The 26,684-nt window shown below is 64.7% G+C and carries 28 protein-coding genes and 1 tRNA gene; 15 read left to right on the top strand and 14 right to left on the bottom strand.

Annotated elements, in window-relative coordinates; all coding sequences use genetic code 11:
* Window positions 1-166: 166 nt before the first annotated feature.
* Window positions 167-4,345 (top strand): LamG-like jellyroll fold domain-containing protein, encoded by a 4,179-nt coding sequence (locus tag ACO056_RS08655; RefSeq protein WP_421854709.1) that lies wholly within the window; start codon window positions 167-169, stop codon window positions 4,343-4,345.
* Window positions 4,346-4,447: 102 nt separating this feature from the next.
* Here ACO056_RS08655 and rplI read toward each other — a convergent pair whose 3' ends face one another.
* The 4 genes from rplI to ACO056_RS08675 form a co-directional block, all read right to left on the bottom strand.
* Window positions 4,448-5,047, bottom strand: a complete 600-nt coding sequence (gene rplI / locus ACO056_RS08660) for a 50S ribosomal protein L9 (RefSeq protein WP_421854712.1) — start codon at window positions 5,045-5,047, stop codon at window positions 4,448-4,450.
* A 12-nt stretch (window positions 5,048-5,059) separates the two neighbouring features.
* On the bottom strand, window positions 5,060-5,284 hold the full coding sequence (rpsR, locus tag ACO056_RS08665; protein WP_054121790.1) for a 30S ribosomal protein S18: 225 nt from the start codon (window positions 5,282-5,284) through the stop codon (window positions 5,060-5,062).
* A gap of 3 nt (window positions 5,285-5,287) precedes the next feature.
* On the bottom strand, window positions 5,288-5,650 hold the full coding sequence (rpsF, locus tag ACO056_RS08670; RefSeq protein WP_421837518.1) for a 30S ribosomal protein S6: 363 nt from the start codon (window positions 5,648-5,650) through the stop codon (window positions 5,288-5,290).
* Between the two features lie 161 nt (window positions 5,651-5,811).
* Window positions 5,812-6,216, bottom strand: a complete 405-nt coding sequence (locus tag ACO056_RS08675) for a PilZ domain-containing protein (RefSeq protein ID WP_421854715.1) — start codon at window positions 6,214-6,216, stop codon at window positions 5,812-5,814.
* A gap of 200 nt (window positions 6,217-6,416) precedes the next feature.
* On the opposite strand from ACO056_RS08675, the gene ACO056_RS08680 reads away from it, so the two are divergent.
* A complete protein-coding gene (locus ACO056_RS08680; protein ID WP_421854719.1) occupies window positions 6,417-7,724 on the top strand; it encodes an adenylate/guanylate cyclase domain-containing protein in 1,308 nt (435 codons plus the stop codon).
* Here the strand turns inward: ACO056_RS08680 and ACO056_RS08685 are convergent.
* The 3 genes from ACO056_RS08685 to aroA are packed head-to-tail and all read right to left on the bottom strand — an operon-like array spanning window position 7,721 to window position 10,703.
* Window positions 7,721-8,668 carry a GNAT family N-acetyltransferase gene (locus tag ACO056_RS08685; protein WP_421854722.1) on the bottom strand — a complete coding sequence of 316 codons (948 nt, stop codon included), beginning with the start codon at window positions 8,666-8,668 and terminating at the stop codon, window positions 7,721-7,723. The two genes, ACO056_RS08680 and ACO056_RS08685, sit on opposite strands and share 4 nt — an antisense overlap.
* Window positions 8,669-8,721: 53 nt before the next feature.
* Window positions 8,722-9,345 carry a (d)CMP kinase gene (locus ACO056_RS08690; protein ID WP_421854724.1) on the bottom strand — a complete coding sequence of 208 codons (624 nt, stop codon included), beginning with the start codon at window positions 9,343-9,345 and terminating at the stop codon, window positions 8,722-8,724.
* Entirely contained in the window at window positions 9,342-10,703 is a 1,362-nt protein-coding gene (gene aroA, locus ACO056_RS08695) for a 3-phosphoshikimate 1-carboxyvinyltransferase (protein WP_421854727.1), read from the bottom strand. Before aroA ends, ACO056_RS08690 begins: the two co-directional genes overlap by 4 nt.
* A 174-nt stretch (window positions 10,704-10,877) precedes the next feature.
* Between aroA and ACO056_RS08700 the strand changes: the two genes are divergently transcribed.
* The 6 genes from ACO056_RS08700 (at window position 10,878) to ACO056_RS08725 (ending at window position 14,822) form a co-directional block, all read left to right on the top strand.
* Window positions 10,878-11,195, top strand: coding sequence for an FYDLN acid domain-containing protein (locus tag ACO056_RS08700; protein ID WP_421854730.1), 318 nt, complete (start codon window positions 10,878-10,880; stop codon window positions 11,193-11,195).
* Between the two features lie 172 nt (window positions 11,196-11,367).
* A tRNA-Ala gene (locus ACO056_RS08705) sits at window positions 11,368-11,443 on the top strand.
* A 221-nt stretch (window positions 11,444-11,664) separates the two neighbouring features.
* Window positions 11,665-12,267 carry a hypothetical protein gene (locus tag ACO056_RS08710; protein WP_421854733.1) on the top strand — a complete coding sequence of 201 codons (603 nt, stop codon included), beginning with the start codon at window positions 11,665-11,667 and terminating at the stop codon, window positions 12,265-12,267.
* A 3-nt stretch (window positions 12,268-12,270) separates the two neighbouring features.
* Window positions 12,271-12,987, top strand: a complete 717-nt coding sequence (locus tag ACO056_RS08715; protein WP_421854736.1) for a hypothetical protein — start codon at window positions 12,271-12,273, stop codon at window positions 12,985-12,987.
* Between the two features lie 57 nt (window positions 12,988-13,044).
* Window positions 13,045-14,367 (top strand): Hsp70 family protein, encoded by a 1,323-nt coding sequence (locus ACO056_RS08720; protein ID WP_421854739.1) that lies wholly within the window; start codon window positions 13,045-13,047, stop codon window positions 14,365-14,367.
* The gene (locus tag ACO056_RS08725; protein WP_421854742.1) at window positions 14,364-14,822 is read left to right on the top strand and encodes a GreA/GreB family elongation factor; all 459 of its coding nucleotides are present in this window, start codon (window positions 14,364-14,366) and stop codon (window positions 14,820-14,822) included. The genes ACO056_RS08720 and ACO056_RS08725 overlap by 4 nt, the downstream gene beginning before the upstream one ends.
* Here ACO056_RS08725 and ACO056_RS08730 read toward each other — a convergent pair.
* Window positions 14,819-15,754 carry an isopenicillin N synthase family dioxygenase gene (locus ACO056_RS08730; protein WP_421854745.1) on the bottom strand — a complete coding sequence of 312 codons (936 nt, stop codon included), beginning with the start codon at window positions 15,752-15,754 and terminating at the stop codon, window positions 14,819-14,821. The two genes, ACO056_RS08725 and ACO056_RS08730, sit on opposite strands and share 4 nt — an antisense overlap.
* Before the next feature lie 61 nt (window positions 15,755-15,815).
* Between ACO056_RS08730 and ACO056_RS08735 the strand changes: the two genes are divergently transcribed.
* Both ACO056_RS08735 and ACO056_RS08740 read left to right on the top strand, forming a co-directional pair.
* Window positions 15,816-16,250 carry an EVE domain-containing protein gene (locus tag ACO056_RS08735; RefSeq protein ID WP_421854748.1) on the top strand — a complete coding sequence of 145 codons (435 nt, stop codon included), beginning with the start codon at window positions 15,816-15,818 and terminating at the stop codon, window positions 16,248-16,250.
* A gap of 108 nt (window positions 16,251-16,358) precedes the next feature.
* Window positions 16,359-16,607 (top strand): hypothetical protein, encoded by a 249-nt coding sequence (locus ACO056_RS08740; RefSeq protein ID WP_421854751.1) that lies wholly within the window; start codon window positions 16,359-16,361, stop codon window positions 16,605-16,607.
* A 9-nt stretch (window positions 16,608-16,616) separates the two neighbouring features.
* Here the strand turns inward: ACO056_RS08740 and ACO056_RS08745 are convergent, their stop codons facing one another.
* Window positions 16,617-17,945, bottom strand: coding sequence for an MFS transporter (locus tag ACO056_RS08745; RefSeq protein ID WP_421854753.1), 1,329 nt, complete (start codon window positions 17,943-17,945; stop codon window positions 16,617-16,619).
* Between the two features lie 139 nt (window positions 17,946-18,084).
* On the opposite strand from ACO056_RS08745, the gene pgsA reads away from it, so the two are divergent.
* Window positions 18,085-18,678 carry a CDP-diacylglycerol--glycerol-3-phosphate 3-phosphatidyltransferase gene (pgsA, locus tag ACO056_RS08750; protein ID WP_421854756.1) on the top strand — a complete coding sequence of 198 codons (594 nt, stop codon included), beginning with the start codon at window positions 18,085-18,087 and terminating at the stop codon, window positions 18,676-18,678.
* A 6-nt stretch (window positions 18,679-18,684) separates the two neighbouring features.
* On the opposite strand, the gene ACO056_RS08755 is transcribed toward pgsA, so the two are convergent.
* From ACO056_RS08755 to rnd, 5 genes are read right to left on the bottom strand one after another with little or no spacing between them, the layout of a single operon-like run.
* On the bottom strand, window positions 18,685-19,023 hold the full coding sequence (locus ACO056_RS08755; protein WP_421854759.1) for an SMR family transporter: 339 nt from the start codon (window positions 19,021-19,023) through the stop codon (window positions 18,685-18,687).
* Window positions 19,020-19,310, bottom strand: a complete 291-nt coding sequence (locus ACO056_RS08760) for a type II toxin-antitoxin system RelE/ParE family toxin (RefSeq protein WP_421855409.1) — start codon at window positions 19,308-19,310, stop codon at window positions 19,020-19,022. The genes ACO056_RS08755 and ACO056_RS08760 overlap by 4 nt, the downstream gene beginning before the upstream one ends.
* A gap of 11 nt (window positions 19,311-19,321) precedes the next feature.
* Window positions 19,322-19,567: a type II toxin-antitoxin system ParD family antitoxin gene (locus ACO056_RS08765; RefSeq protein ID WP_421854762.1), complete on the bottom strand. Its 246-nt coding sequence runs from the start codon at window positions 19,565-19,567 to the stop codon at window positions 19,322-19,324.
* Window positions 19,568-19,620: 53 nt separating this feature from the next.
* A complete protein-coding gene (locus ACO056_RS08770; protein WP_421854765.1) occupies window positions 19,621-20,517 on the bottom strand; it encodes a hydrogen peroxide-inducible genes activator in 897 nt (298 codons plus the stop codon).
* A 14-nt stretch (window positions 20,518-20,531) separates the two neighbouring features.
* Complete coding sequence (rnd, locus tag ACO056_RS08775) at window positions 20,532-21,839, bottom strand: ribonuclease D (protein WP_421854769.1); 1,308 nt, start codon at window positions 21,837-21,839, stop codon at window positions 20,532-20,534.
* A gap of 169 nt (window positions 21,840-22,008) precedes the next feature.
* Here rnd and aspS point away from each other — a divergent pair, with 169 nt between their 5' ends.
* The 4 genes from aspS to mltG all read left to right on the top strand — a co-directional run bounded on the left by aspS (window position 22,009) and on the right by mltG (window position 26,678).
* A complete protein-coding gene (gene aspS / locus ACO056_RS08780; RefSeq protein ID WP_421854772.1) occupies window positions 22,009-23,790 on the top strand; it encodes an aspartate--tRNA ligase in 1,782 nt (593 codons plus the stop codon).
* Between the two features lie 196 nt (window positions 23,791-23,986).
* Window positions 23,987-24,223: an acyl carrier protein gene (locus tag ACO056_RS08785; RefSeq protein ID WP_054121351.1), complete on the top strand. Its 237-nt coding sequence runs from the start codon at window positions 23,987-23,989 to the stop codon at window positions 24,221-24,223.
* Between the two features lie 188 nt (window positions 24,224-24,411).
* Window positions 24,412-25,668 carry a beta-ketoacyl-ACP synthase II gene (fabF, locus tag ACO056_RS08790; protein WP_421854775.1) on the top strand — a complete coding sequence of 419 codons (1,257 nt, stop codon included), beginning with the start codon at window positions 24,412-24,414 and terminating at the stop codon, window positions 25,666-25,668.
* Between the two features lie 26 nt (window positions 25,669-25,694).
* On the top strand, window positions 25,695-26,678 hold the full coding sequence (mltG, locus tag ACO056_RS08795; protein WP_421854778.1) for an endolytic transglycosylase MltG: 984 nt from the start codon (window positions 25,695-25,697) through the stop codon (window positions 26,676-26,678).
* Window positions 26,679-26,684: the final 6 nt, after the last annotated feature.

Genomic DNA, 26,684 nt, shown 5'->3' on the forward strand with positions numbered 1-26,684 from the left:
TGTCTGGGATCAAATGCCGTTTCTTGGAACACCCAAAAATCGGAGCGACCGGGTAATGCTCAAGTCTTTAGGATATAGGTTAATCCCTTAGGGCTTCTCCGCAGCCATTGTACTTAAAACCTCCTTCGGCATGCACTCCACATAAGGCCTGAAGCCAAGGAGATGCATGATGGGGATCATAGGGACTACCGGCACGGGACTCGACCGTGCCATCGATCTGATCGCGAGCGACTACGGCCTCAACATGGGGACTTCCGGCGCGGCCATCCGTGAAGGGGCAGCGGCAGCCGATGCGATGAACGGCATGATCGTGAGCGCGATCAAGGCCCTCGGCCTCGCCAATGATGGCGAGATTACCGTTTCGGACGTTTATTCGCTCAATTCCTATCTGCGCAGCAGCGGCTACGGCAAGTTCACGGCTCTCTATGGCACCGACAAGAACGGCATCGAGACCGGCTTCCAGCAAGTCTCCGGCGATGGCGCCGTCACCCGCCTGTTCGGCGAGGCCGGTGTGGACCGTGTGCTCGACGGGATCTACAGCCTTGCCTACGAGATCAAGGACGGCCACCTGACGTCTCCGAAGAATTACTGGGGCCCGGGCGTCGATGATGTGGCGCACTGGCTCAACACGTTCCTCGAGCCCGAACTGACGGCGGGTACGCTCAAGAACAGCAAGGCCGATCCGCAGGCGCACGGCACCACCGGCACTGGCCTCGATCTCCTGACCGAGCGGCTGCTCGATGATATCGGCCTCAACCACCGCATCTCGCAGAAGCAGATCAACGATGCTGCCAAGGCAGCTGATGGCATGGCCAAGATCATGCTCCAGGCGATCAAGGAAACCGGCGTCGCCGATGACAACAAGCTCGACCCGATGGACATGGTCGACCTCAATCACTGGATCATCGTCAACAAACTCGCCGAGTGGACCAAGCTCCACGGCGACGACAACGGCGCGTTCGAAAGCGGGCTGCACTACGCCCAGGGCGATGGCGGGCGCGACTACATCTACGGCGATCTCTCGGTCGATACCGTGGCTGACGGCATCTATCACATCGGCTTCAAGATCTCGGGCGATCGCTTCGAGAACGAGGACGGCAACGCGAACCAGCGGATTACCGATACCTCCGACTGGATCAGCCTGCTGCTGGCGAAGGACCTTGCGTCCGGCTCGCTGCATTCGAGCCACGCTCCGGTCGATGCCGCAACGCTCAAGCCCGATCTCGTGTTCAGCCGGGCCGGGCTTGTCGTCGATGCCGGCGGCAAGGGTGCGGTGGATCTTGGCAAGCTTCCGGACACCAGCGTCGCCGAAGGCACGATCGCGCTCGATTTCCTTGCCAACCATGCCGATGACGGCGGGACCCACGTGGTGTTCTCGAAGGACGGCGCATCGAACGCGGACGGCGACATCACCGCGTTCGTGCGCAATGGCGAACTTTATGTCGTCCTGCAGGACGGCACCCGCGACTGGTGGCTCAAGGCCGAGGGCGTGACGATCGAGAGCGGCCGCCAGTATTCGCTGGCGATCACGTTCGGCCAGGATGGCCTGGGGCTGTTCCTCGATGGCAAGCGCGTGGCAGCGGATGTCGATGCCACCAGCGGCCTTGGTCCGAATACGCGCAGTCTCGTGCTGGGGGCGGGTACGTGGAGCCGCGATGCGAGCCATCCCGGCACGCTTGACAGCCATCTCGATGGCAAGGTCGGCAACCTCGCCATTTATGACCGCATCCTCGATCCGTTCGAACTGCGGGCGATCAACCATTCAGGTGCCTTGCCGACGGAATGGAACGGCGCCGCTGCGCTTGAAGGCGAACAGCCTGCTGCGCGCGCGGGCACCGGCCTCAAGGGGGAGGTGTTCGATCGCGGTACCAATTTCGATTCCATCGACGACCTGATCGCGCAGACCGCGACCAAGACCGCCAATTTCCACCTTACCGCCAAAACGGTCGACTTCGGCGGGTTCAAGGAAGTGGCGACGCTGGGCCAGTTCCTCGACGGCAAGGCGAGCCTGACCGACGGCGGCGACACGACCGCGATGAATACCATCGGCCTCAGGTTGCAGGGGTATGTCTGGCTCGACAAGGGCCAGCACCTTGTCAACGTACGCTCGGACGACGGCTTTCTGCTCAAGCTGGGCGGCGATGAGCTTTCGAGCTTTGCTGGCAATCGCGGCTTCTCGGGTACCAGCGAAACAATCAATGTCGACAAGGCCGGGCTCTACGCGGTCGACCTCTATTACTTCGACAACACCGGGGCGGAGGGGCTGCGGCTGGAGCTTGATGGCTATCCCGTCGGCGCAGACCGGTTCTATGCCTCGATCGACGACTACAAGGCCGCACTTGCCGCAAACGGACCGATGCCCGCGGGCGGGCTGCCCTATGCCTATGATGGCCCGGTGGGGACAACCGGGACCGGGCTCGACCAGCTCATCCAGATGATCGGCGAAGATGTTGGCCTCAGGAACAACATTTCTGCCACCCAGATCCGCGAAGGGGCGGCGGCGGCCGACAAGCTCAACCACATCATTATCGATGCGATCGAGGCCACGGGCGCGCTCGACGATGGGCACCTCACCGTCGCGGAGACGTACGACCTTTCGGCGTGGATCCACGCCAACCGGCAGGCCGCCTTCCTCGCCGCCCACGGGAATGACGAGAACGGCATCGAAACCGGTTTCCACCTCATCCAGGGCGATGGCGGAGCAAGCTATCTGCTGGGTGAGGAAGCGGTGAACACGGTGATGGACGGCATCTACCATATCGGATTCGACACCCGGTGGGACCGCTTCCTCAATGAGGACGGCAATGCCAACGCGCGCGTCGAGACGGTGACTTACTGGCTCAACGAACTGCTCGGCACGACGCCGCTACCGCCTCCGGGACCAGGCACGGCACCGCTCGTCGGCAGCGCCGCTGCGCCGAATGTGACTGTCACTTCGGGGCTCAACGTGAAGCTGGCGGTAGAGGCCAAGTCGCTTGTGCTCGCGGGGACTGCAGTGAACGGCGCGGGCAACGCCAAGGACAACATCATCACCGGCAACGAACAGTCGAACTTGCTCGAGGGCGGGGACGGCAATGACCGGCTCGTCGGCGGGGCCGGCAATGATACGCTGATCGGCGGCACCGGCGCGGATGTCATGATCGGCGGCGCGGGCTCGGACAGCTACTGGATCGACAACCCCGGCGACGTGGTGTCCGAAGCCTTCGATCCTTCTGGTGGCATTGATACCGTGCACATCACTGGCACCAGCATCACCAGCTACGCGCTTGGCCCCTATGTCGAGAATGTCGTGGTGGAGTCCTCCACCAGCACCAAGCTGACCGGCAATGGCCTTGCCAACGAACTGACCGGCGGCAGCGGCAACGATGATATTTCCGGCGGCATCGGTGATGACACGCTCTACGGCGGGGCCGGAAACGATGTCCTGAACGGCGGGACCGGCAACGACCTGCTCGACGGCGGTTCGGGCAACGACACGATGACCGGCGGCACCGGCAACGACACCTACGTGGTCTCGAGCACCGCCGACAAGGTGATCGAACTGGCGGGTGAGGGCACCGATACGGTGATCAGCTCGGTGAACTATACGCTCGGAGCCACGCTTGAAAATCTGGTGCTTGACGGGGCCGCCACCAACGGCACCGGCAATGATCTTGCCAATCAGATCACCGGCAACGGCAACGCCAACTACCTCGATGGCCTGGCCGGCGCCGACACCATGGCGGGCATGGGCGGCAACGACATCTACGTCGTCGACAATGTCGGCGACAAGGTTGTCGAGCAGGCCAACGCCGGCGTGGATATGGTGAAGTCGACAGTGAGCTTTACGCTTGGCGACAACGTCGAGAACCTCATCCTCATGGGGACGGCGGCCATCAACGGCACCGGCAACTCCGGCGACAACGCGATCAGCGGCAATGAGGCGGCCAATACCCTGACCGGCGGCGCGGGCAACGATGCGCTGCGGGGCTTTGGCGGCAACGACATCCTGATCGGCGGGCAGGGCATCGACGCTCTGTTCGGCGGCGCCGGGGCAGACACTTTCGTCTACAACAGCCTGCAGGATGCGGGTCTCGATACCAAGTTCCGCGACACGATCTACGATTTCTCCCACGCCGAGCATGATCTCATCGATCTCTCCAGGATCGATGCCAATGGTGCCGATGCGGGCGACGGCGCGTTCAAGCTGATGGCGAGCTTCGACGGGACGCACGGCGCCTTGACGGTGACCGCGCAGAGCGGCCAGTGGCTAGTCCAGGGCGACGTGAATGGCGACAAGGTGGCCGACTTCGCGATCCTCGTGACCAGTGCGAGCGCCCTCGTGGCGGCCGATTTCGTGATGTGAGGGGAGGGGCGTCGGGCTCTGCGCGCCTGCTGTGTTTCTGCAAGAAAAAAGGGGCGCTTCCTTGCCGGAAGCGCCCCTTTTTTGTTGCCGTTTGGCCTTGCCTCAGGCGTCCGCGTCTGCGGCACGGTCCTCAAGCAGGTCGGCCGGGATTTCGCCCGGTTCGGCATTGGGATCGTAATCCTCGGTGAAACCACCGACTTCGGCATCGAACATCGCATCGATGACGTCGACGCCCTGCGACTGCAGCGCGGCTTCGTCGGCCGACCGGGCGACGTTGACCTTGACGGTAACGCTCACTTCGGGGTGCAGCGAGACCTTGACGGTCGAGATGCCGATCGCCTTGATCGGGCGTTCAAGCACGACCATCGCCTTGGTCACCTTGGCGCCCTGTTCGACCAGCGCATCGACGATGTCGCGCACCGAGACCGAGCCGTAGAGCTGGCCGGAGTTGGACGAGGCGCGGATCAGCACCACTTCCTTGCCCTCGACATTGGCGGATTCGAGCTTGGCCTCTTCGCGGCGAGCAGCGTTGTCCGCCTCGATCCGCGCGCGGTTGGATTCGAAGACCTTGCGGTTGGCTTCGTTGGCGCGAAGCGCCTTCTTGTTGGGCAGCAGGAAGTTGCGCGCGTAGCCGTCCTTGACGGTGACAACGTCGCCGATGGAGCCCAGCTTCTCGATGCGCTCGAGCAGGATGATCTGCATGGTCTGCGCTCCTTACTTGACGATGTAGGGAAGCAGGCCGATGTGCCGGGCGCGCTTGATCGCCTGGCCCAGCTCACGCTGCTTCTTTGCCGAAACGGCGGTAATGCGCGAAGGCACGATCTTGCCACGCTCGGACATGAAGCCCTGAAGCAGGCGCACGTCCTTGTAGTCGATGACAGGGGCGCCCTTGCCCGAGAACGGGCACGACTTGCGGCGACGGAAAAACGGACGAGCCATGGCTTATTCCCCTTCGCGTTCGCGGCGGCGGGTCCGCTCGCGGTCGTTCTTGCGCATCATCACCGAGGGGCCGGCTTCATGGGCGTCAACACGCACGGTCATGAAGCGGATCACGTCCTCGTTGATCGCGGTCTGGCGCTCAAGCTCGGCAACCACGCCGGCAGGCGCTTCGATGTCGAGCAGCACGAAGTGCGCCTTGCGGTTCTTCTGGATCTTGTATGCCAGCGAACGGAGCCCCCAGGTCTCGGTCTTGATGACCTTCCCGTTGTTGCTCTCGACGATTTCGGTGGCGGTGGCGGCAAGCGCGTCAACCTGAGCCTGGCTCAGATCCTGACGCGCAAGGAAGACATGCTCGTACAGAGGCATGGGCCTTGCGTCCTTCATCAATCTAACCGATCGCTGGCTGATCCGCGGTATTGCGGGGCCCCTCCGGCTTTCTTCGATTTCCGCGCATGGGCAGCGCCCTTCTCGCGGAAGCGCTGGCCCTTAGCGTGATCTGATGAAGATGCAAGCTGGAATTGGCAGTTTCAGGCCGCGTGGCGCGTCGGCGGCACTGCCGGTTCCGCCTTGGCGGCATTATCCGTCAGAGGCCGGGCCATCTCGAGCCGTTGCAGATGCCCGATCGCGAAATCGGCGACAAGGTTCGCAAAGATGTTCTCATGCAGCGGCAGTTCGAATTCGAGGCCGGACGTCTTGTCCTCCGACCAGATCACAACGGCCAGCTTGGGCGCCAGTTCGGGCAGAAACAGCGTGACGGTATCGCCGATGCGGTGGCGGGGGATCCCCTCGATCCGCGCGCCGTGGGTCGTCATGTCCTTAAGCATGACCGTTGACCGGGTCACGCCATGTTTGCAGCGCACCGGAAGCTCGAAACCGACGCGGCGCGTACGCCGGTGGTTGATCCGCCACGTTCCGTCCAATTCGTCCGTCATGGTCTGCTCCTGCCGCTGCCGCTGCCGTTTACCACATGCATTGAGAACGGCAGCAGTCCGCGATCCTTCAGGCCCTACGCATTAACGCGGGGGGGAGACCCCCCGATCCGCAGTAAATCATTGTCTTTCCTGCAAGCATTGGGGAATAAGAGAGCGGGGCAACGGCTTGGCAGACTGCCAACTGCTGTGGGGAGGCACCAGTGAGTGTTGAAGCCAAGAGCGCCATCGCGATGAGCCGACCAGGCCTGTTCAGCCGTTTTGCCGACGACGAGACGGAGCGCCGCTACTCCGAGAGGGCGCGTACGCTGCGGCTTCCGTTCGTGCGGCTCTACGGCGTGATCTTCATGGTCGTTGCGCTGGCCTATTCGATCGTCAACCCGATGTTCCTCGCGCCGACCGACAACGCGCAGCTCGCGATCTTCCTCGGCTTCGCGCTGCTGGTCTGCGGTGCCTACATCGGCACGACGTTCTGGGCCGGTTATATCCGCTTTGTCCTGATCGATTTCATCGCGCTGCTCACGCTGTCGCTGCTGGTCGGCAAGATCAACATGGTGCTGTTTGAGCACCTCGCGAGCCTTGATGCGACGCTTTACGCGGTCGGGGTAATCGACCGGCTCATCATCACCGCCTTTGCTGCTGTCACGCTCGCCGGACGGCCGCGAGCGTTCCTTGGCTGGCTGGCGCTCGATGCGCTCGCGTGGTTCGCGCAGATCAGCAACGGGCAGCCGCATATCTCGGGCGTGGTCTATTCCGTGCTCAGCTACTCAAGCGGCGCGGTGGTCATGGTCGCGATCAACCTCGCGGTCGGCCGCACCAGCCGCGCGGCGTTCCAGCTGGCGGATTCGCTAGACTCCGAACGGGCGCGCAACGAGGAACTGGTGCTCAACATGTTGCCGCCGGCCGCAGTGAACCGCATTCGCAGCGGGCTGCTGGTCGCCGATTCCTATGCCGACGCGAGCGTGATCTTCATCGACATGGTGGGCTTTTCCACCCTGGCCAAGCGCGTCTCGCCCGGCCATCTGGTTGAACTGCTCAACGCCTTCTTCAACCATGCCGATGCCTGCGCGCGTGAGTTCGGCGTGGAGAAGGTGAAGACAGTGGGGGATGCCTATCTCGCCATCGCCGGGGGCAACGTGCCTTCGGGCAACAGCGCCGATGCCGCCATCGCCTTTGCCCGTGCGGTGATCGCGGGCGTGCCCGAAATGGGCAAGGGGGCGGGGATCGAAGTTGCCCTGCGTGCAGGCATCCACAGCGGCCCGGTGGTCGGCGGGGTGATCGGCGAGACGCGCATGGCCTATGACTATTGGGGCGACACCGTGAACATCGCCGCGCGCCTCGATGCCACGGCCCCGGTCAACGGTATCGCGGTTTCCGAAATCACCTGGCTGCGCGCGCGTGACCGTGAGGGCTTCGGCGAGCCGGTGACGATCGGGCTCAAGGGCGTCGGCGATGTCGCGGTCTACATTGCGCAGCCGCTGGCCGGCGGGCACATGGAGAATGCCGCTTAAGGCACATAGCGCATCGCCACATCGCAGCGGGCATAGCGGGTGCCGTAGTCCGCCATGATCCCGCCATCGTGGCGAAAGCCCAGCTTCTCGTAGAGGTGGATCGCCGCTTCGCAGGTGTGGTTGGTGAGCAGGTACAGCGGATCGGCCCCGATCCGCCGGGCCCGCGCTATCGCGGCAGCCAGCAGGAAGGCACCTGCGCCAAGCCCGCGCGCGCTTTCGAGCACGCCCATCTTGGTGAGTTCGTAGCTGCCGCCGCCCGTCGGCTTGAGGGCGCAGGTGCCGACCACGCCAAGACCTTCGGCTTCGACGAACAGGATCGTGCCGCCAACGTCGATGATCTTTTCGCGAGGGTTCTCGAGCACTTCGCGGTCGACCGGTTCGAGCACGAACATTGCCTCGATCCACTGCTTGTTGATGTCGTGGAAAGCCCCCGCAAGCTCGTCGCTGAATTCGCGCAGGCGCAGAACCGTCCGGCGCGCCGGGCCGACCCGGTCAAGCAGCGGGCGGGAGGCCAGGGCTTCCTCGATCCGTTCGACATCCCCTAGGAAATCGCCGGGAATGCTGGCCAGCACCGAGCGCACGGCACCGCCCATGCGCGGCCAGACATCGGTGATCGCGGCGGCGTGGGCTTCCTCTCCCTGCGGTGTGAGCGAAACGAGCCGCTGGCGCTGGTCGCGCCCGGTCACGGTTTCGACGAGGCCGAGCTGAGCGAGTTGACCCACCGCGCGGGTCACGCCCGGCTGGCTGGTGCCAACGACCGCGACAAGCTGGCTGATGCTCTGCGGCCCTCGCGCCAGGGTGGCGAGGAGCGCCATGTGGCCCGGCTGGCAGGTCAGTCCTGCTTCGGCAATCGCGATGGCAGCCTCGGCCTGCATCCGCTCGGCAAGCCGCTTGAGCCGGCTTCCCAGAAACACAGGTCCGGCTTCGCGCAAGATATCGGTCACGGCATCCCCCTTTCGCATAACGCGTTATATATCGCGTTATGGAAAAGTGGTTGTCAAGCCGTAAGCTGCTTCTCGACCAACGCAATCGCCGCCGCGATGGCCGCTTCGATAGGGAGCGCGGACGTATCGAGCAGCGCGGCGCCTGCGGCCTGACGCAGCGGCGCGGCGGCGCGGTTGCGGTCGCGCTCGTCGCGGGCGGCGAGGTCTGCCTCGATCTCCGCGCGGGTCACGCTCTCGCCGCGCTTCTGCATTTCCGCCCAGCGCCGCATGGCGCGCGCGGCGACGCTGGCAGTGACGAAGAGCTTGGCCTCGGCCTCGGGCGCGATCACTGTGGCGATATCGCGGCCGTCGAGCACTGCGCCGCCCGGCTGGCGGGCAAAGGCTTGCTGGCGTGCGAGCAGCGCGGCGCGCACACCGGGGTGTATCGAAACCCGGCTGGCAAGCGCACCGGTCGCTTCGCTGCGCAGCTCCGGATCATCGAGCAGCCCTTCCGGAAAGTCCGCCGCCGCAAGGGCCTGGTCTGGATCGTCGGGATTGCCGCCGGTGAGGAACACCTGCCGTCCGACTGCGCGGTAAAGCAGCCCGGTATCGAGGTGCGGCAGGGCGTAGTGCGCAGCGAGCGCCTTCGCGATCGTGCCCTTGCCCGAAGCGGTCGGGCCATCGATGGCGATGATCATGCCGCCCCGCTAGCCTTGTCCAGCAGCGCTTCGAACACGGGGAAGCTGGTGGCGATGGGGCGGGTATCGTCGATCTCTACGCCGCCTATGCTGGCAAGGCCGGCCACCGCCATGCTCATGGCGATGCGGTGGTCGAGGTGCGTGGCGATGGGGGCATTGTTGGCCCCGCGCAGCGGTTCCCCGCCGGTACCGTCGATGATGAGGCCGTCCTCGGTCTCGGTGACCCGGGCGCCTACCTGTTCCAGCGCGGCGCGCATTGCCGCGATGCGGTCACTTTCCTTGACGCGCAGTTCATCAAGGCCGCGCGTTACCGTGCGGCCTGTCGCGAGCGCAGCGGCAACGAACAGCACCGGGAATTCATCGACCATGCTTGGCACGACCGCCGGATCGACCTCGATCCCGGTGAGTGCGGAATGGCGCACTCGCAGGTCCGCCACCGGTTCACCGCCGACATCGCGGCGGTCCAGTTCCTCGATCTGGCCGCCCATGTCGCGCAGCACGCCAATCAGCGCGGCGCGCGTGGGGTTGAGCCCGACGTTCTCGATCACGAGGTCGGAGCCCGGCACCAGCAGCGCCGCGACAATGAAGAACGCGGCGGAAGAGGGATCGCCCGGAACTTCGATGGTCTGCGGCCGGAGTTCCGCCTCGCCGGTGATGTGGATGGTCCGCGTGCCGTCTGCGGCGACTTCGACCGCAAGGTCTGCGCCGAAGCCGCGCAGCATGCGCTCCGAATGATCGCGCGTGGGGATGGGTTCGATCACCGTCGTCGTGCCCGGGGTGTTGAGCCCGGCCAGCAGCACCGCGCTTTTCACTTGCGCCGAGGCGACCGGGAGGCGGTAGCTGATCGGCACAGCGGGCGCGATGCCGCGCAACGTCAGCGGCAGGCGGCCGCCCGGTGCCGCAGTGAAATCCGCGCCCATCTGCGAAAGCGGCTCGATCACCCGGCCCATCGGCCGCTTCGAAAGGCTGGCATCGCCAATGAAGGTGGCGGTAATCGGATGGCTGGCAACGAGGCCCATGAGGAGGCGGGTCGACGTGCCCGAATTGCCCATATCAAGCGCCTGCTGCGGCTGGAGCAGGCTGCCCACGCCCACGCCGTCGATCACCCACTCCGGGCCATTGGCGCCGCCTGGCTCACGAGCGATCGCAGCGCCCATCGCGCGCATGGCGGCGGCGGTGGCCATCACGTCTTCGCCTTCCAGCAGCCCCGTCACCCGCGTGCGGCCAACCGCCAGCGCGCCCAGCATGATCGAGCGGTGGCTGATCGATTTGTCGCCGGGAACGCGGATCCGCCCGGTGAGCGGCCCGGCGGCGATGAAGCGGCGAGGGCGCGGAGCGGAAGTTTCGGCTGAATGCACTGGGAAAGCTCTTTCCGGGGCAGGAGACGTCTTGAAAACCGGCGCGCTTTTGACAGCGCCCCGCGCCTATGGCAAGGCGCGCGCCGCGCTTGATTCCCGGCCACTGCGCCCCCATCAAGCAAAATACATTGATGCTCCCGCCATCTGTTGCGGGCGCAAGTTTAAGGATTTCGCATGGTCAAGCCTGAATGGGGCGCAAAGCACGGCTGCCCGAAGTGTGGCACCCGCTTCTACGACTTGGGCAAGGATGACCCGGTCACCTGTGTCGAATGCAAGTATACGTGGACGCCTGAGCCCGTGCTCAAGTCAAAGCAGCCGATCCCCTACGAGGAGATCCAGAAGGAAAAGGTCGACGTCGTACCCGACGTGGACCTCGCCGACGAGGACCTCGACATCGACGAGGATGCCGATTCGCCGGACAACGACGTCGACCTTGGTGGCGACGATGACCTCGGCGTTCCCGGCCACGACGGCGAGGACGAGGAAGTCTGATTTTTCCGCACGCCGGAGTGCAGGCGGCAGCATGCCGCATGCGCTCCGGCGGCGATCACGCGCTGGTGCAAAAATGTGTTGCCAGCGCACCGGGCCTCGCATAAAGGCGCGGTCCTCCGGCGCAACGCTGCCGGTGCAGAGGGCCTCCAGCGGCATCTCTGTCAGGAATTGTGGGGCCTTAGCTCAGCTGGGAGAGCGCCTGCATGGCATGCAGGAGGTCAGCGGTTCGATCCCGCTAGGCTCCACCACTTCCCCCAGGCAATCGATCAGACGTTTCCGGCGCGGCGCGAATGCCGCTTCGCGGCATGTCCCTGCCATTGACGCACATCACACCCCTGCCTAGGCATGCGCGCTATCGGGTTCATCGGCGATCAAATCTTCGCCGGATAGCAAAGGCCATGCAGCGGCGGGTATCGCTCCGGGCAAACCGGGGCGGGCCGCGCCGCGCAGATCAGGGGTGCCATTGGTGATGAACACGTCTCGTCCGTCTCTCCGCCGCCGGATCAGCGCGGCTGTCGGCTTGCTCGCCGGCACCTGCCTCGTCGCGACGAGCGCCAGCGCGCAGTTTGGCGGATTCAGCTTCCCCTCGCTGCCGAGCGTGCCTTCGAGTTCGTCGAAAAGCTCTGACGGCTGCCCCAAGGGCAAGAGCAAGAGCGAAGGTTCGGCGGTGCTGGGCGGATTGATCGGGCAGGGGCTCGGCCGCGCAGCCGGGTCCGCCGGGGTCTCCAGCTACTTCCCGATTTCCGATGTCGCCGGCACGCTTACCAACGCCATCGCCTGCAAGCTGGATCCTGCCGAGCAGAAGCAGGCCGCCAACGCCACGATCGAGGCGACGCGCGGCGAGGTTGACAATACTGCGCCGCCGCCGGTGGGCGCATCGTCCGCCTGGACTTCGGAAACGCGCGAGAACGTGTCGGGCACTTCGACCGTGGTCGCGCGCAATGACAACGATTCCGGCGGGATGCAGTGCATCACCGTCAGCGACGTGATCATCGTCAACGGCGAGGAGACCACCGCCAACAAGCGCATGTGCCGCAAGCCCGGCCAGGCGCGCTATGCGTTGATGGCCTGATCGATGGGCGTGCTGCGCAGCCTTGCGCTTGGCGCTGCCGGACTGGCGCTTGTCGCGGCGAAGCCTGCCGCGATCCTGATGGACAAGGACAATCCCTCGTGCCCCGCGGCGCCCGATTGGGGGCAGGCCAAGGCGATTGCGCTGACGGCGGCCGACAAGAACGGCAAGCACGTGCTGATCGCCGACGGGATCATCGATTCCACCCTGCCAGTGCGCCTCAAGGCCGCGCTCGATGCCGATGAGCGGATCGAGGAAGTGTGGATCAAATCGCGCGGCGGCGATGCGCGTGCGGGCAATCTCGCGGGCAAGGTGATCCGCAGTTATCCGGGCATGGTCACGCGCATCCCCAAAGGCTGGACATGCTTTTCGGCATGCAACTTCGTGTTCATGGGCGGCGACCGGCGCTTCGTCGAACCGGGCGGCGTGTTCATGGTCCACATGTTCACGCACACCGGCGACCGCGACACGATCGAGATCTCGGTCGAGGAAGGCAGCGCCGAGACGACCCGCCTGATCGGCCAGATCGAACAGGACAGCGCCCTGCTGGCGAGCGAGGACAACGATTTCCTCATCCGCATGGGGATCAGCCGCAAGCTGCTGACCGAAGTGATGTACCGGCAGCAGGCTGTCGCTTCGGCGCAGAACAAGACCACGCGCTACTGCCTGAGCCAGGACGAAGTGCGCAAATATAACGTGGTGCCCAAGGAGACGGCAGGCTAGGGGCGTCGGCCCGCTGCGAATCGCCAGCCGCCACCATGCCCGAAAGTCCCGTTACCCATGTCTGCGCCCGTTCCCCCTGTGCCCGCAATCGGCATCGACTTCGGCACGACCAACTCGGTCGTGGCGCGCAGCGCAGGCGATGGCGCCGTGCGCCTTGCCGATTTTGCTGCGCCCGCCGGGGCCAGCGCGGTGTTCCGTTCGGCGCTGTGCTTCTGGCAGGACGATGCCCTGCGCGGCGGGCTGGGGCACGAGGCGGGGCCATGGGCCATCGCCGAATTCCTTGCCGATCCGCAAGGTTCGCGGTTCATTCAGTCGTTCAAGTCGGTCGCGGCCAGCGCCACCTTCGAACATGCACCGGTTTTCACCAAGCGGCTCGCGTTCGAGGATATGGGCCGCACCTTTCTCGATCATCTGATCGCGCATGCCGGCGAGGCCTTGCGCGACTTGCCCGAGCGGATCGTGGTGGGCCGGCCCGTCCGCTACGTCGGTTCGCGGCCCGATCCGGCGCTCGCTCGCACGCGCTATGCAGGGATGTTCGCCCGGCTCGCCCGCGAGGTCCACTATGTCTATGAACCGCTCGGCGCGGCCTATGGCTTTGCCTCGCGGCTGAGTGATCCGGCGACGCTGCTGGTGGCCGATTTCGGCGGCGGTACGAGCGACTTCTCGATCGTCCGCGTCGAGGCGCCCGATGCCCCGCGCCGCTGCGTGCCGCTCGCCTCGGCTGGTGTGGGCATCGCGGGCGACCGGTTCGACTTTCGCATCATGGACCAGCTCGTCCTGCCGTTGCTCGGCAAGGGGGGCACCTACCGCTCGTTCGACAAGGTGCTCGAAATTCCGCCCGGCCACTTCGCCGATTTCAGCGATTGGTCGCGGCTGGCGCTGATGCGCAATCGGCGTACGCTTGATCAGCTGGGCAAGCTGCGGCTTTCGGCCAGCGATCCGGCGGCCATCAGCCGGATGATCGCGGTGGTGGAGAATGAACTGGGCTACGGCCTCTACGAAGCGGTCGGCGCGGTGAAGCGTGATCTGTCCAGCCAGACCGAGGCGGTGTTCGCCTTCGAGGGGGAGGGGCTTGCGGTGAGGGCAGAGGTCCGCCGTGCCGATTTCGAGCGCTGGATCGCGCCGGACCTTGCCGAGCTTGAAGGCGGGGTGGACCGCGTGCTCGCGCGGGCTGGGCTTGCGCCGGGCCAGATCGACCACGTCTTCCTCACCGGCGGTTCCTCGCTCATCCCGGCCGTCCGCCAGCTGTTCGAGAAGCGCTTCGGCGAAACGCGCATTGCCAGCGGCGATGAATTGACGTCCATTGCGCACGGCCTTGCCTTGATCGGCAGCGCGCCCGATCTCGCCGAATGGACGGTGGAGGAAGTGGAGGAAGCATGAGCGTCGCATTCCGCCGCGAAAGCGATGACGAACATCTCGAACCCAAGTTCGAGCTACCGATCCCGTCCGGGCCCAACCTCGTCACCGAACGCGGCCTTGTGCTGATCGCCGCGCGCGTCGAGGCGCTGGAGGCGGAACTGGCTGGTTTGTCAGATGAGGCCGAGATCAAGCGCGTGAAGCGGGACTTGCGCTACTGGCGCACCCGGCAGGCCACCGCACAGGTCATGCCGCCGCCTGAGGGCGGGGTCGTGGCATTCGGGTCCACTGTGAGCTACCGCCTCAACGGCAAGGAGCGCACCGTGACGCTTGTCGGCGATGACGAAGCAGATCCGGCGGCTGGCCTGCTCTCCTTCACCGCACCCCTGAGCCGCGCCCTGCTAGGCGCCGAGGCGGGCGACGAGTTCGATTTCGCCGGGAAGGACGGCGCGCTCGAGGTAGTGAAAGTCGGCGTCTAAACTTTCAGCCCGATTTCGCGCAGCCGCTCGTGCAGGTACTCGTCTGCGCTGATTGGCACGGGATAGCGGTCCGGGTTTTCGCCGCTCACGCAGCCGGGCAGGGTGCGGATCGAAAAATCGCTGCGCAGATGCAGGAAGAACGGCATCGAGTAGCGGCTGTGCGCGGCGCGCGCGCCATCGGGATTGCGCACGCGGTGCGTGGTCGAGGGCAGGACGTGGTTGGTCAGGCGCTGCAGCATATCGCCGATATTGACCACCAGCGCGCCCGGCGGGGGTGAAGCGGGGATCCAGCGGCCTTCGCGGGTGAGCAGCTCAAGCCCGGCTTCCTCGGCCCCCAGCAGGAGCGTGATGAGGTTGATGTCCTCATGCGCACCGGCGCGGATCGCGCCGCCGGTTTCCCCCGGGATCGGCGGGTAGTGCAGCAGGCGCAGAATCGAATTGCCGCCTGCGATGGCGGGATCGAACCAGTCCGGCGCAAGCTCCAGCCACACCGCGATGTGCGAGAGAATCTGCGCGCCGATGCGGTCAAACTCGGCGAAGAGGGCGGTGAAAGTCTCGCGGAAACCTTCCGGAGCATCGGGCCAGACATTGGGCGGCATCGTCGCCGCGAGGGGATCGCCGGCGGATAGCTCGCGCCCGACGTGCCAGAATTCCTTGAGATCGTGGTGCGCCGCGCCTTTGGCGATTTCCGTGCGGAACGGGGTATAGCCGCGCTGTCCGCCGCCACCTGCGATGTGCCAGCGCCGCTTGGCCGCTTCATCCTGCGCAAAGAATGCTGCGGTCAGTTCCCACCCGCGCGCCACCAGCGCCGGATCGAGCCCATGGTCCGAGACCAGCGCGAAGCCGAAGCGCTGGAAGCTGTTGCCAAGATCCTCGGCCAGCCTGCCCGAAGGGGCGGCCAGCGAGAGCACGGGAAGGGTATCGAGGTTCATGGCTTGCGCGGCTTCCATCAGCGATTATGAGCCTCCCATATCCCGATCCCGGAAGGCATGCATGAGCAAAATCAAGGCGACCGCACAGGCTTGGCTGATGAAGTCGGAACCCGACGTCTATGGCTGGGATGATCTGTTGGCAGAGGGCGAGGGGACCTGGGACGGCGTGCGCAATCACCTCGCCGCGCGCAACCTGCGCACCATGGCGGTGGGCGATCTTGCCTTCTTCTATCATTCCAATATCGGCAAGGAAATCGTTGGAATCGCTCGGATCAGTGTTGCGGGCCTGAGTGATCCGACCGACCCTGAAGGCAAGTGGGCGGCGGTGAAAGTGAAACCGGTTGCCAAGCTCAAGGCGCCGGTCACGCTCGCGGCGATCAAGGCCAACCCCGCGCTGGCGGAGATGGAATTGCTGCGGCTTTCGCGCCTCTCGGTTTCGGCGGTGCGCGCGTCTGAATGGGATATCGTCATGGAGATGGCGGGCGGGACGATCTGATCGGGGCTCAAAGCCGGATGTGCCGGATCGGAACAGTCCCGCTTTGACTGCGGACAAGGCCGATTCGCAGCCTCCCCGCGTGGTAAACAAAGCGTTACCACAGGAGCCATGCTGAAACGGCGCGCCCCCAATCCCGAACTTGCCGGCCACCCCTTTCGCCGCACATTGCCGGCGCATGTGCTGCGCCCGCTGCCGATGTTCGAGCCTGAGGTGGAAGCGGCGATGAAAGCACTGCAGCTACCCGAAGGGCTACGTTCGCCGCCAGTCGATCCGAGGCGGATCACGCGGCAGGATGTGATGGACTTTCTGCTGGCCTACTGTGCCTGCTTCCTGGCGGTTTCAGTCTTCATCTTCTGAAGCCTGCGCTTACTCGAAGGTGTGTTCGATCTCGCCCACATGGGCCTTTTCGGCCCGGTGGAGCACCCGGGCCAGCCAGGCGGCGACAAGGCACATGGCAGCGCCCAGCAGCAGCTGATCGGCTAGCGGAACGCCGGCGGCGCTGAGGCTCACTGCAATCAGCGATCCCACAACCATGGCGCCCGCATTGACGATGTTGTTCGCCGCGATCGTGCGCGCAGTTTCCGCCTTGTCGACCACGGTCGTCAGGAAGGCGTAGAGCGGAACCACGAACATTCCGCCTGAAATGGCAATGCCCAGCAGCGTCAGCAGCAGCGGCACTGCAAGTGGCTCCATCACGAACTGCGGGACGCTGAGCAGAGTGGAGCCGACCGCGTGCTGCCACATCTTGCACACTACGTGGAAGGCCACGATGAACAGGCCCATCACGATCACCGAGGCCGGGCCGAAACGCGCCGAGACGGTGCCCTTGAGCAACTGATTGATCGAAACCGAGCCGATGGCGACACCGATCGAGAACACCACGAGGAACAGGCTCGCCACTTCCTTGCTCGCCGAAAGGACGTTCTTGGCGAGCGGCGGGAACTGGATGAACAGCACCGCGCCGATGGTCCAGAAGAAGCTGATCGCCGCAATGGCAAGGAACACGCGCGGGTGCCGCGTTGTCATCCGCACCAGCGTGATCGAGGAGCGGAACACGTTGAAATCGAGCGGCACGGGCTCCATCTGCGGCGGCGCGGAGGGCACGAACTGCGCTGTGAAGAAGCCGATGGCGGCAGTGCCGATGCAGATGAGCGCCGCCCATTCGACCGGGATCCAGCCGGCAAAGATTGTGCCTGCAAGAATCGAGATATAGGTCCCGGCTTCCACGAGACCGGTGCCAGCCAGAACTTCATCCTGATGGAGATGCTGCGGCAGGATCGCATACTTGATCGGGCCGAAGAACGTGGAATGCACGCCCATGGCAAGCAGCGCGGTCAGCATCAGCGGAATGGCTACCACTTGCACGGCCATGCCCCGCCAGGCGAGGAACAATCCGGCGGCGCCGACCACCATGATGCCGATTTCGGCCGCCTTCACGATGCGGATGATCCGCGCCTTGTCGCGCATGTCAGCCAGCTGGCCAGAAAGCGCTGAAAGCAGGAAGAACGGCAGGATGAACACCGCGGAGGCAATCGCGGAGAAGCGCGCTTCCGCCGCTTCCGAGTGGTATACAGTGTATACCACATAGAGGATCATCGCGTTCTTGTAGAGATTATCGTTGAACGCGCCGAGCAACTGCGTGGCAAAAAGCGGCAGAAAGCGGCGTTTCCGGATGAGCAGCGCAATTGTCGTCATTAGGGCGTTGTCATTCGGGTTTTGCCAGCTTTCGCATCTCGCGTTCATCCCATAGCGCCCTGCACGGGGCGAACAAGGGGCATGTTCGGACCAACTTGCGGTTTCTTCGCGTCGCCATCATGCCTATGGTGGAGATACGATGCTAACACTTCCCAATCTGCTAACGCTGTCCCGCATTGTCACCGTGCCGCTGCTGGCAGGCCTGCTGTGGTGGCCAGAGTGGCACGTTGGCTATGCAATCGGCTTTGCGGTCTACGCCCTGATGGGGGTGACCGATTACTTCGATGGCTACCTCGCCCGCGCGCAGGGCACGGTTTCCAAGCTCGGGATCTTCCTCGATCCGATTGCGGACAAGATCATGGTCGCGGCGGTGATCCTCGTGCTCACCGCGCAAGGCGTGCTGACGGGGCCCTTTGTGGGCGATCTGCACGTGATCGCAGGCCTCATCATCCTGATCCGCGAGATCGCGGTTTCGGGCCTGCGCGAGTTTCTTGGCGGTATTCAGGTTTCGGTGCCTGTCTCAAGGCTCGCCAAGTGGAAGACGACCTTCCAGTTCATTGCGCTGGGCGCGCTGATTCTGGGGGAGGGTGCACCGGACTGGACGATGCCGCTCGGGACCATCACGGCGAACGTGCCGCACACCGTGGGCCTGATCACCTTGTGGGCCGCCGCAGCGCTGACGGTGATCACCGGCTGGGATTACCTGCGCGTCGGCCTCAAGCACATGGACTGACGACGTTCAGGCTGCCCCGGACTTTGAAAACAGATTGAGCACCAGCACCCCGGCCATGATCAGGCCGATCCCCGCAAGGGCGGGCGTATCGAGCCGCTGGCCGTGGACGAACCACGCCAGCGCCGTGATCAGCACAATGCCGACACCAGACCAGATCGCATAGGCGACACCCGTTGGGATGCGCTCCAGCGTCAGCGAAAGGAAAAACAGCGCGATCGTGTATCCGGCCATGCTGATGGCCAGCGGCAGTAACCGGGTGAAGCCGGCCGATTGCTTGAGTGCAGTGGTGGCGATGACTTCGGCAACGATCGCGATGGCGAGCGAGACGTAGGGCGGGAGATTCATGGGGCGAGGAACCTCGCTTCGTAGTCGGTGGCGCCGTGGGGGATGCGCGCGACGGTCACGCGGTTCGGATAGACCCGATAGAAGATCAGGTAGCTGCCGTGAGCCATCTTGCGGACACCGGCGCCAGCAAGTCGCTCCACAAGCGGGAACCGTTCGGGCTGTTCGGACAGGGAGAGGCAGCGCCCGATCAACTCCTCGACAAAGGTTTCTGCCCGGGCTGGATTTTCGGCGGCAATAAAATCACCGATGTCTGCTAGATCGGACTGCGCGCGCGGCGCAATGATCACCGGCAATATGGTCACATCATTGACCGATATTTGTCTTTCAGCTGCTTGAGAACGTCCTCTGCCGGCGCGCCGAGACCCGCATCGGCCTCTCGCACGCCTTCCATGATCGCTGCATCAAACGCTGCAAGCCGCGCCTCGCGGTCCTGAATCAGCCGCACCCCTTCCCGCAGGACTTCGCTTTTGGAGTTGTAGCGGCCGTTTGCGACGAGCGAGGATACGAATTCCTCAAGCTTGCTTCCGAGATCGGCGCTGATCATGTCTGCCTCGCTGATAAAAGAGACGTCGAGGATATCTCTCTTATCAACAGTTATCAACCCGCTGCGAGTTCGCTCGCCAGCAGGCGGAATTCCTCGGCGCGCGGCGAGTTCTTGCGCCACACCAGCGCAATCTCGCGGCTGGCGTGTTCGGATTCGAGCGGGCGAGCGACGATCTGGGTGCCTTGTAGGATACCCGCCTTGACCGCCATTTCGGGCAGCATGGTAAGGCCGAGGCCATTGTCGACCATCTGCACGAGCGTATGCAGGCTCGTGCCGATCACGCTCGCGCTCGCGCGCAGTTCGGGTCGGTTGCAGGCGGCGAGCACGTGGTCCTTGAGACAGTGCCCGTCTTCCAGCAGCAGCAGGCGCGCCTCGTCGATCAGCGCAGGCGCGATGCTTTCCGGGGGATCGCGCGGGTCGTCCTTGGGGAAAGCGACGAGCAGGCGGTCGTGGAACAAGTGCGCCGCCTCGACCTCGCCGGTCGCGAAGGGGAGGGCGAGCAACACGCAGTCAGCCCGGCCATGATGCAGCGATTCGACCGCAGCCGCGCTCGGCTCTTCGCGCAGGAACAGTTTGAGCAAAGGCCGCTCGCGGCGCAGGCGCGGCAGGATGCGCGGCAGGAGGAACGGGGCGATGGTCGGGATCACGCTCATGCGCAGTTCGCCGACAAGCGGCGCGCCGTGTGCCTGAACGAGGGCGGAGAGCTCCTCACCCTCGCGCAGCAGGCGGTGCGCCTTTGCCACCACCTGATCGCCGAGCGAGGTGAAGCGCACCACGCGCCGTGTGCGCTCGACAAGCGTCACGCCAAGTAGCGTTTCCAGTTCGCGCAGGCCCGCCGAAAGCGTCGACTGCGAGACGAAGCAGGCCTCCGCCGCGCGGCCGAAGTGGCCGTGCTCGTGAAGCGCGACGAGGTACTGCAACTGCTTGAGGGTGGGCAGGTAGGTGGTCATGCCGCGCGGCGCTCTCAGTCGGCCCCGGACTCGGGGGCCTGAACGTCGTCCCAGTTACGCCCGTCGCCTCCGTCGTCCTGATCACTGTCGGTGGTCAGCAGGATGGCGTCCTCGTCAGCCTCCGGCTCGGCGTCATCGTCATTGCCGCCGGCAATGGCATCGATATGCGCCATCTTGAGCTTGCCCTTCACCACTGCGAAGGCGAGTTTGCCTTCGACCAGTTCCAGCGCATCGCGGCCGAATTGATCGAAGCGCCAGCCTTCGAGGATCGGCAGGCCCTTGCGCTGCCCGGCAGCCAGCGCTTCGAGATCGTCGCTGCGCGCCAGCAAACGTGCCGCGATATCAATCTCCCGGCTGCGGATCTTGAGCAGCAGCTTGAGCAAGTCTGCAACCAGCGCGCCTTCCTTGCCCAGCGGCGCGCCGCGCGGTGCGCGCGGCGGCAGTTCGGCATCGCTCATCGGCTTGGCATCGGCGATGGCCTGCATCAGGCGGCGGCCGATATCGTTGTCCTTCCAACCGGCGGAAAGCCCGCGGACCTTGGCCAGCTCATGCTGTTCGCGCGGCGGGTGGCTGGCGATATCGGCCAGCGTTTCATCGCGCATGATCCGCCCGCGGGGGATGTTCTTGTCCATCGCCTCGGTCTCGCGCCAGGCGGCAATCGCCTTGAGCCGGCCGAGCACCGCCGGGTTCCGGCTGGGCGCGCGGATCTTCTGCCAGACGGCCTGAGGATCGGAGCGGTAATTCTCTGGATCGGCGAGCTTTTCCATCTCGGCATCGAGCCATTCGCCGCGCCCGGTCTTGATCAGCCGCTTGAGCATGCGCGGGAAGATCTTCGAAAGATGCGTAACGTCGCCGATGGCATATTCGATCTGCCGCTCGGTCAGCGGGCGGCGCGACCAGTCGGTAAAGCGAGCGCCCTTGTCGACCGTGAAGCCGAGCCAGCTTTCAACCAGATTCGAATAGCCGATCTGTTCGGACTGGCTGATCGCCATCATCGCGATCTGGGTATCGAAGATCGGGTGCGGGGTGCGCCCGGTCAGGTTGTAGATGATTTCCACGTCCTGCCCACCGGCGTGAAACACCTTGAGCACGTCCTCGTTGTCGACCAACAGTTCGAGCAGCGGGGCAAGATCAAGGCCGGGCGCGAGTGGGTCGATCGCGGCGGCTTCCTTGTCATCGGCGATCTGCACCAGGCACAATTCCGGCCAATAGGTGTTCTCGCGCATGAACTCGGTATCGACCGTGATGAAATCGGCTTTCGACAGGCGCTCGCACAGATCGGCAAGGGCCGGAGTCGTGGTGATCAGCGGGTGTATCTTCATCGTGCTTTTCTGTATGCGCTTCATACGGTCCATGCATGGCCCGGTCCGGAGCTGGTGGTGGCCCCGTCCGGGGCCTGCGGCTTGACAAATGAGCGGCCATCGCCTCTTGGCCGCAGCCATTCCCTGCCCGAATGCTGGCCGATTGGCCAGCCCAATTGGAAGTTCCTCGATGCACCCTTATCGTTCCCACACCTGCGGCGCGCTGGCACAGGCGCATGTCGGGCAGAACGTGCGCCTTTCGGGCTGGGTCCACCGCAAGCGTGACCACGGCGGCGTGCTGTTTGTCGACTTGCGCGATCACTACGGCATCACCCAGATCGTGGCGGACAGCGACAGCGCGGCGCTCGCCGTACTGGAAAGCCTGCGCGTCGAAAGCGTCGTGACGATCGAGGGCGAGGTCAAGGCCCGCAGCGCCGGCACGGTGAACGCCGCGCTCGCGACGGGTGAGATCGAAGTCTATGCCCGCGCCGCCACGGTGCTTTCGGCGGCGGAAGAGCTGCCCATGCCGGTGGCCGGCGAGCAGGAGTATCCCGAGGATATCCGCCTGCGCTACCGCTTCCTCGATCTGCGCCGCGAAACGCTCCACGCCAATATCATGACGCGGACCAAGGTGATCCGCGACATGCGGAATCGCATGGAAGACGCTGGTTTTACCGAGTATTCGACCCCGATCCTCACCGCTTCCAGCCCCGAAGGCGCGCGCGATTTCCTCGTGCCCAGCCGCATCCACGCGGGCAAGTTCTATGCGCTGCCGCAGGCGCCGCAGCAGTACAAGCAGCTGCTGATGGTGGCGGGCTTCGACCGCTACTTCCAGATCGCCCCCTGCTTCCGCGACGAGGATCCGCGGGCCGACCGCCTGCCGGGCGAATTCTACCAGCTCGACCTCGAGATGAGCTTCGTGACCCAGGAAGAAGTCTGGGAAACGATGGAGCCGGTCATCGGCGGCGTGTTCGAGACCTTCGCGAACGGCAAGCCCGTCACGCCTTCGGGCAGCTTCCCGCGCATCGCCTATGACGATGCCATGCTGAAGTACGGCTCGGACAAGCCGGACCTGCGCAATCCGCTGATCATCACCGACGTCGCCAGCCATTTCACCACCTCGGGCTTCGGCCTGTTCGAGAAGATCGTCGCGGGCGGCGGCACCGTGCGGGCGATTCCCGCGCCGGGCACGGCCGACAAGAGCCGCAAGTTCTTCGACGACATGAACGAGTGGGCGCGCAGCGAAGGCCACGCCGGCCTCGGCTACGTGACGCGGAAGGGCGGCGAGTTCGGCGGCCCGATCGCCAAGAATCACGGCGCCGAGGGCATGGAAGCGCTTTACGCGGCGCTTGGCCTGGGCCCGGATGATGGCCTGTTCTTCGCCGCTGGCAAGCCCGAGCAGGCGGCCAAGCTGGCAGGTGCCGCCCGCACGCGCGTCGCCGAACAGCTCGGCCTTATCGACAAGGACCGCTTCGAGCTGTGCTGGATCGTCGATTTCCCGTTCTACGAGTGGGATGAAGACGCCAAGAAGGTCGAGTTTGCGCACAACCCGTTCTCGATGCCGCAGGGCGGGATGGCTGCTCTGGAGGGTCAGGATCCCCTCACGATCAAGGCGTTCCAGTACGATCTCGTCTGCAACGGCTATGAAATCGCTTCGGGCTCGATCCGTAACCAGTCGCCTGAACTGATGGTCAAGGCGTTCGAACTCGTCGGCCTTTCCAAGGCAGACGTCGAGGAGCGTTTTGGCGGGCTCTACCGCGCGTTCCAGTACGGCGCGCCGCCACACGGCGGCATGGCGGCGGGTGTGGACCGCATCGTCATGCTGGTCTGCGGCGCGCAGAACCTGCGCGAGATCACGCTGTTCCCGATGAACCAGCGCGCCGAGGATCTGCTGATGGGCGCGCCTTCACCGGCGAGCCTTCAACAGCTGCGCGAATTGCATCTGCGGACGGTGGAACCCTCCAAGGGGTGAGCGAATTGGTAGGATGGGCGCGCAAACCTCAGGTTCGGCCGCCCCTCTCGCCGCAGCTTTCACCGTTCGTCACGCATCACGCACAATTCGTCCACAGCGTTCGATTGCATCGGGCCACTTGCCAGCCAGCAATCCGGACATTAGGGCGATGGCCAGATTTGAGTATACCAACCCAGTTCCTTGAAGGGGCAAAAGAATGAGCGATACTGCCGACCGCGTGAAGAAGATCGTTGTCGAGCACCTCGGGGTAGAGGCCGACAAGGTCACCGAAGACGCGAGCTTCATCGACGATCTCGGTGCCGACAGCCTCGATATCGTCGAGCTGGTCATGGCGTTCGAAGAAGAATTCGGTGTCGAGATCCCCGATGACGCGGCCGAGAAGATCGCCACCGTGTCTGACGCGATCAAGTACATCGACGACAACAAGGGCTGATCCTTTCGGATTGCCAACCCGTCGGCACCTTTCCGTCCTGCCCTGCTTTGCGGGGTTTGACGGGAACGGCGGTCGTCCCCCGGTGTTGAACCGCCGGGGCTTCGACAGGCTCGGTCCCGTAAGGGGTCTGGGCCTGTTGTGCTTCAAGGTCCGTTCGCCGGTTGCGGGCGAACGTTTCGGAGACTGAAATGCGCCGTGTCGTCATCACCGGACTTGGCCTCGTCACCCCGCTGGGAGCCGATGTCGAAACCGTCTGGGCCAATCTTATCGCCGGGAAATCGGGCGCAGGGCGGATCACCCGCTTTGATACCACGGGCCAGAAGTGCCTGATCGCCTGCGAAGTCAAGCCGGCTGACCACCCTTATGGCTTCGACCCGAACAAGCGCGTCGATTTCAAGGTCCAGCGCCAGGTCGATCCGTTCATCGTCTACGGCATCGATGCCGCGGGCCAGGCTCTCGAAGATGCCGGCCTCGTCGATATGGACGACGACCTCAAGATGCGCACCGGCTGCTCCATCGGTTCGGGCATCGGCGGCCTGCCGGGCATCGAAAGCGAATCGATCGTGCTGCACGAAAAGGGCCCGGGCCGCGTGAGCCCGCACTTCGTGCACGGCCGCCTGATCAATCTGATCTCGGGCCAGGTCTCGATCAAGTATGGCCTGATGGGCCCCAACCACGCGGTCGTCACCGCTTGCTCGACCGGTGCGCATTCGATCGGCGATGCCGCGCGCATGATCAAGGACGGCGATGCCGACGTGATGCTCGCGGGCGGCTCGGAAAGCACGATCAACCCGCTCGGCGTTGCCGGCTTTGCCCAGGCGCGCGCGCTCAACTGCAGCTACAATGATCGCCCCGAACAGGCGAGCCGTCCCTATGACAAGGACCGCGACGGCTTCGTTATGGGCGAAGGCGCGGGTGTCGTCGTGCTCGAGGAATACGAGCACGCCAAGGCGCGCGGCGCGAAGATCTACGCCGAAGTCGTTGGCTACGGCCTCTCGGGCGATGCCTATCACGTCACTGCGCCGCATCCTGAAGGCAAGGGCGCCGAGCTTTCCATGCGGATGGCGCTGCGCAAGGCTGCCATGGTCCCGGGCGATATCGACTACATCAACGCCCACGGCACTTCGACCATGGCCGATACGATCGAGCTTGCCGCGATCAAACGCGTGCTTGGCCCCGATCTCACCGGCGCCTCGATGAGCAGCACCAAGTCCGCCATCGGCCACCTCCTTGGCGGGGCCGGTGCGGTCGAGACGATCTTCTGCGTGCTGGCGATCCGCGATCAGATCGTGCCGCCCACGCTCAATCTGGATAATCCGGACGAAGGCTGCGAAGGTGTCGATCTCGTGCCCAAGGTCGCGAAGAAGCGCGTGGTTCGCGCTGCACTCAACAATTCGTTCGGGTTTGGCGGCACCAACGCCAGCGTGATCGTGAAGGCGATCTGAGCCGGAGACAGGGGAGGCGGCGTTCGATGCCAAAGGCAGCAGGCCGCCTGAGGATCATTGCACTTGCCGTGCTGCTGGTGGTGGGCGCCTATGGCGTCCACTTCCTTTACGGCTGGTATGGCAGCGGCCCCCTGGTGAAGGAGGCAACCTTCTCCGTGCCCGAGGGCGCGACGCTCGCCAGCGTGGCGCAGAAGCTCGAGGCTGAAGGCATCGTCGCCTCGGCAGGCACTTTCCGCACCCGTGCGCGCCTGCTGGGCGGCAGTAAGCCGCTCAAGGCCGGCGAATACACCATCCCTGCGCATGCCAGCGGCTCGGCCGTTCTGGCCATCCTGCAGGGCGAGGGCGGCGAAGTGCGCCGCATGGTCACGATCCCCGAAGGCATGCCCGCAATCATGGTCGAGGAACGCCTTGCCAAGGTGACCTTGTTGACCGGTGCCGTGCCCACGATCGCCGAAGGATCGGTGCTGCCCGATACTTACGCTTTTCAGCGTGCTGAGAGCCGCACGGCGGTGGTAACCCGTATGCAGCAGGCCATGGCGCGCACCCTGGCCAAGCTCTGGGCTGACCGGGCGCCCGATACGGTTGCGCACAGCCCCGAGGAAGCGGTTATTCTCGCCTCGATCGTCGAGAAGGAAACCGGCAAGCCTGCTGAGCGGCGGATGGTGGCAGGGCTCTATTCCAACCGCTTGCGGCAGGGGATGATGCTGCAGGCCGATCCCACGATCATTTACCCGATCACTCGCGGCAAGCCGCTGGGCCGGCGCATTCGCCAGTCCGAAATCCAGGCGGTCAATGCCTACAACACCTACACAATGGTCGGGTTACCCAAGGCGCCGATCACCAATCCGGGCAAGGCCTCGATCGAGGCGGTCCTGCATCCGGCCAAGACCAATGCGCTCTACATGGTGGCGGATGGCAAGGGCGGCCATGTCTTCGCCGCGACCTTGCAGGAGCATAACGCCAACGTCGCGCGCTGGTTCGCGATCCGCCGCGCGCGCGGGGAGATCTAGGCGGCC

It is taken from the genome of Novosphingobium sp., assembly GCF_965228995.1.
GTDB lineage: Bacteria > Pseudomonadota > Alphaproteobacteria > Sphingomonadales > Sphingomonadaceae > Novosphingobium.

Excerpts from the sequence above, each read along its gene's own strand:
- ACO056_RS08655 (WP_421854709.1), top strand. The coding sequence starts at position 167 with ATGATGGGGATCATAGGGACTACCGGCACGGGACTCGACCGTGCCATC.
- rplI (WP_421854712.1), bottom strand. The coding sequence starts at position 5,047 with ATGCAGATCATCCTGCTCGAGCGCATCGAGAAGCTGGGCTCCATCGGC.
- rpsR (WP_054121790.1), bottom strand. The coding sequence starts at position 5,284 with ATGGCTCGTCCGTTTTTCCGTCGCCGCAAGTCGTGCCCGTTCTCGGGC.
- rpsF (WP_421837518.1), bottom strand. The coding sequence starts at position 5,650 with ATGCCTCTGTACGAGCATGTCTTCCTTGCGCGTCAGGATCTGAGCCAG.
- ACO056_RS08675 (WP_421854715.1), bottom strand. The coding sequence starts at position 6,216 with ATGACGGACGAATTGGACGGAACGTGGCGGATCAACCACCGGCGTACG.
- ACO056_RS08690 (WP_421854724.1), bottom strand. The coding sequence starts at position 9,345 with ATGATCATCGCCATCGATGGCCCGACCGCTTCGGGCAAGGGCACGATC.
- ACO056_RS08700 (WP_421854730.1), top strand. The coding sequence starts at position 10,878 with ATGGTCAAGCCTGAATGGGGCGCAAAGCACGGCTGCCCGAAGTGTGGC.
- ACO056_RS08710 (WP_421854733.1), top strand. The coding sequence starts at position 11,665 with ATGAACACGTCTCGTCCGTCTCTCCGCCGCCGGATCAGCGCGGCTGTC.
- ACO056_RS08715 (WP_421854736.1), top strand. The coding sequence starts at position 12,271 with ATGGGCGTGCTGCGCAGCCTTGCGCTTGGCGCTGCCGGACTGGCGCTT.
- ACO056_RS08720 (WP_421854739.1), top strand. The coding sequence starts at position 13,045 with ATGTCTGCGCCCGTTCCCCCTGTGCCCGCAATCGGCATCGACTTCGGC.
- ACO056_RS08725 (WP_421854742.1), top strand. The coding sequence starts at position 14,364 with ATGAGCGTCGCATTCCGCCGCGAAAGCGATGACGAACATCTCGAACCC.
- ACO056_RS08730 (WP_421854745.1), bottom strand. The coding sequence starts at position 15,754 with ATGAACCTCGATACCCTTCCCGTGCTCTCGCTGGCCGCCCCTTCGGGC.
- ACO056_RS08735 (WP_421854748.1), top strand. The coding sequence starts at position 15,816 with ATGAGCAAAATCAAGGCGACCGCACAGGCTTGGCTGATGAAGTCGGAA.
- ACO056_RS08740 (WP_421854751.1), top strand. The coding sequence starts at position 16,359 with ATGCTGAAACGGCGCGCCCCCAATCCCGAACTTGCCGGCCACCCCTTT.
- ACO056_RS08745 (WP_421854753.1), bottom strand. The coding sequence starts at position 17,945 with ATGACGACAATTGCGCTGCTCATCCGGAAACGCCGCTTTCTGCCGCTT.
- pgsA (WP_421854756.1), top strand. The coding sequence starts at position 18,085 with ATGCTAACACTTCCCAATCTGCTAACGCTGTCCCGCATTGTCACCGTG.
- ACO056_RS08755 (WP_421854759.1), bottom strand. The coding sequence starts at position 19,023 with ATGAATCTCCCGCCCTACGTCTCGCTCGCCATCGCGATCGTTGCCGAA.
- ACO056_RS08765 (WP_421854762.1), bottom strand. The coding sequence starts at position 19,567 with ATGATCAGCGCCGATCTCGGAAGCAAGCTTGAGGAATTCGTATCCTCG.
- ACO056_RS08770 (WP_421854765.1), bottom strand. The coding sequence starts at position 20,517 with ATGACCACCTACCTGCCCACCCTCAAGCAGTTGCAGTACCTCGTCGCG.
- rnd (WP_421854769.1), bottom strand. The coding sequence starts at position 21,839 with ATGAAGATACACCCGCTGATCACCACGACTCCGGCCCTTGCCGATCTG.
- aspS (WP_421854772.1), top strand. The coding sequence starts at position 22,009 with ATGCACCCTTATCGTTCCCACACCTGCGGCGCGCTGGCACAGGCGCAT.
- ACO056_RS08785 (WP_054121351.1), top strand. The coding sequence starts at position 23,987 with ATGAGCGATACTGCCGACCGCGTGAAGAAGATCGTTGTCGAGCACCTC.
- fabF (WP_421854775.1), top strand. The coding sequence starts at position 24,412 with ATGCGCCGTGTCGTCATCACCGGACTTGGCCTCGTCACCCCGCTGGGA.
- mltG (WP_421854778.1), top strand. The coding sequence starts at position 25,695 with ATGCCAAAGGCAGCAGGCCGCCTGAGGATCATTGCACTTGCCGTGCTG.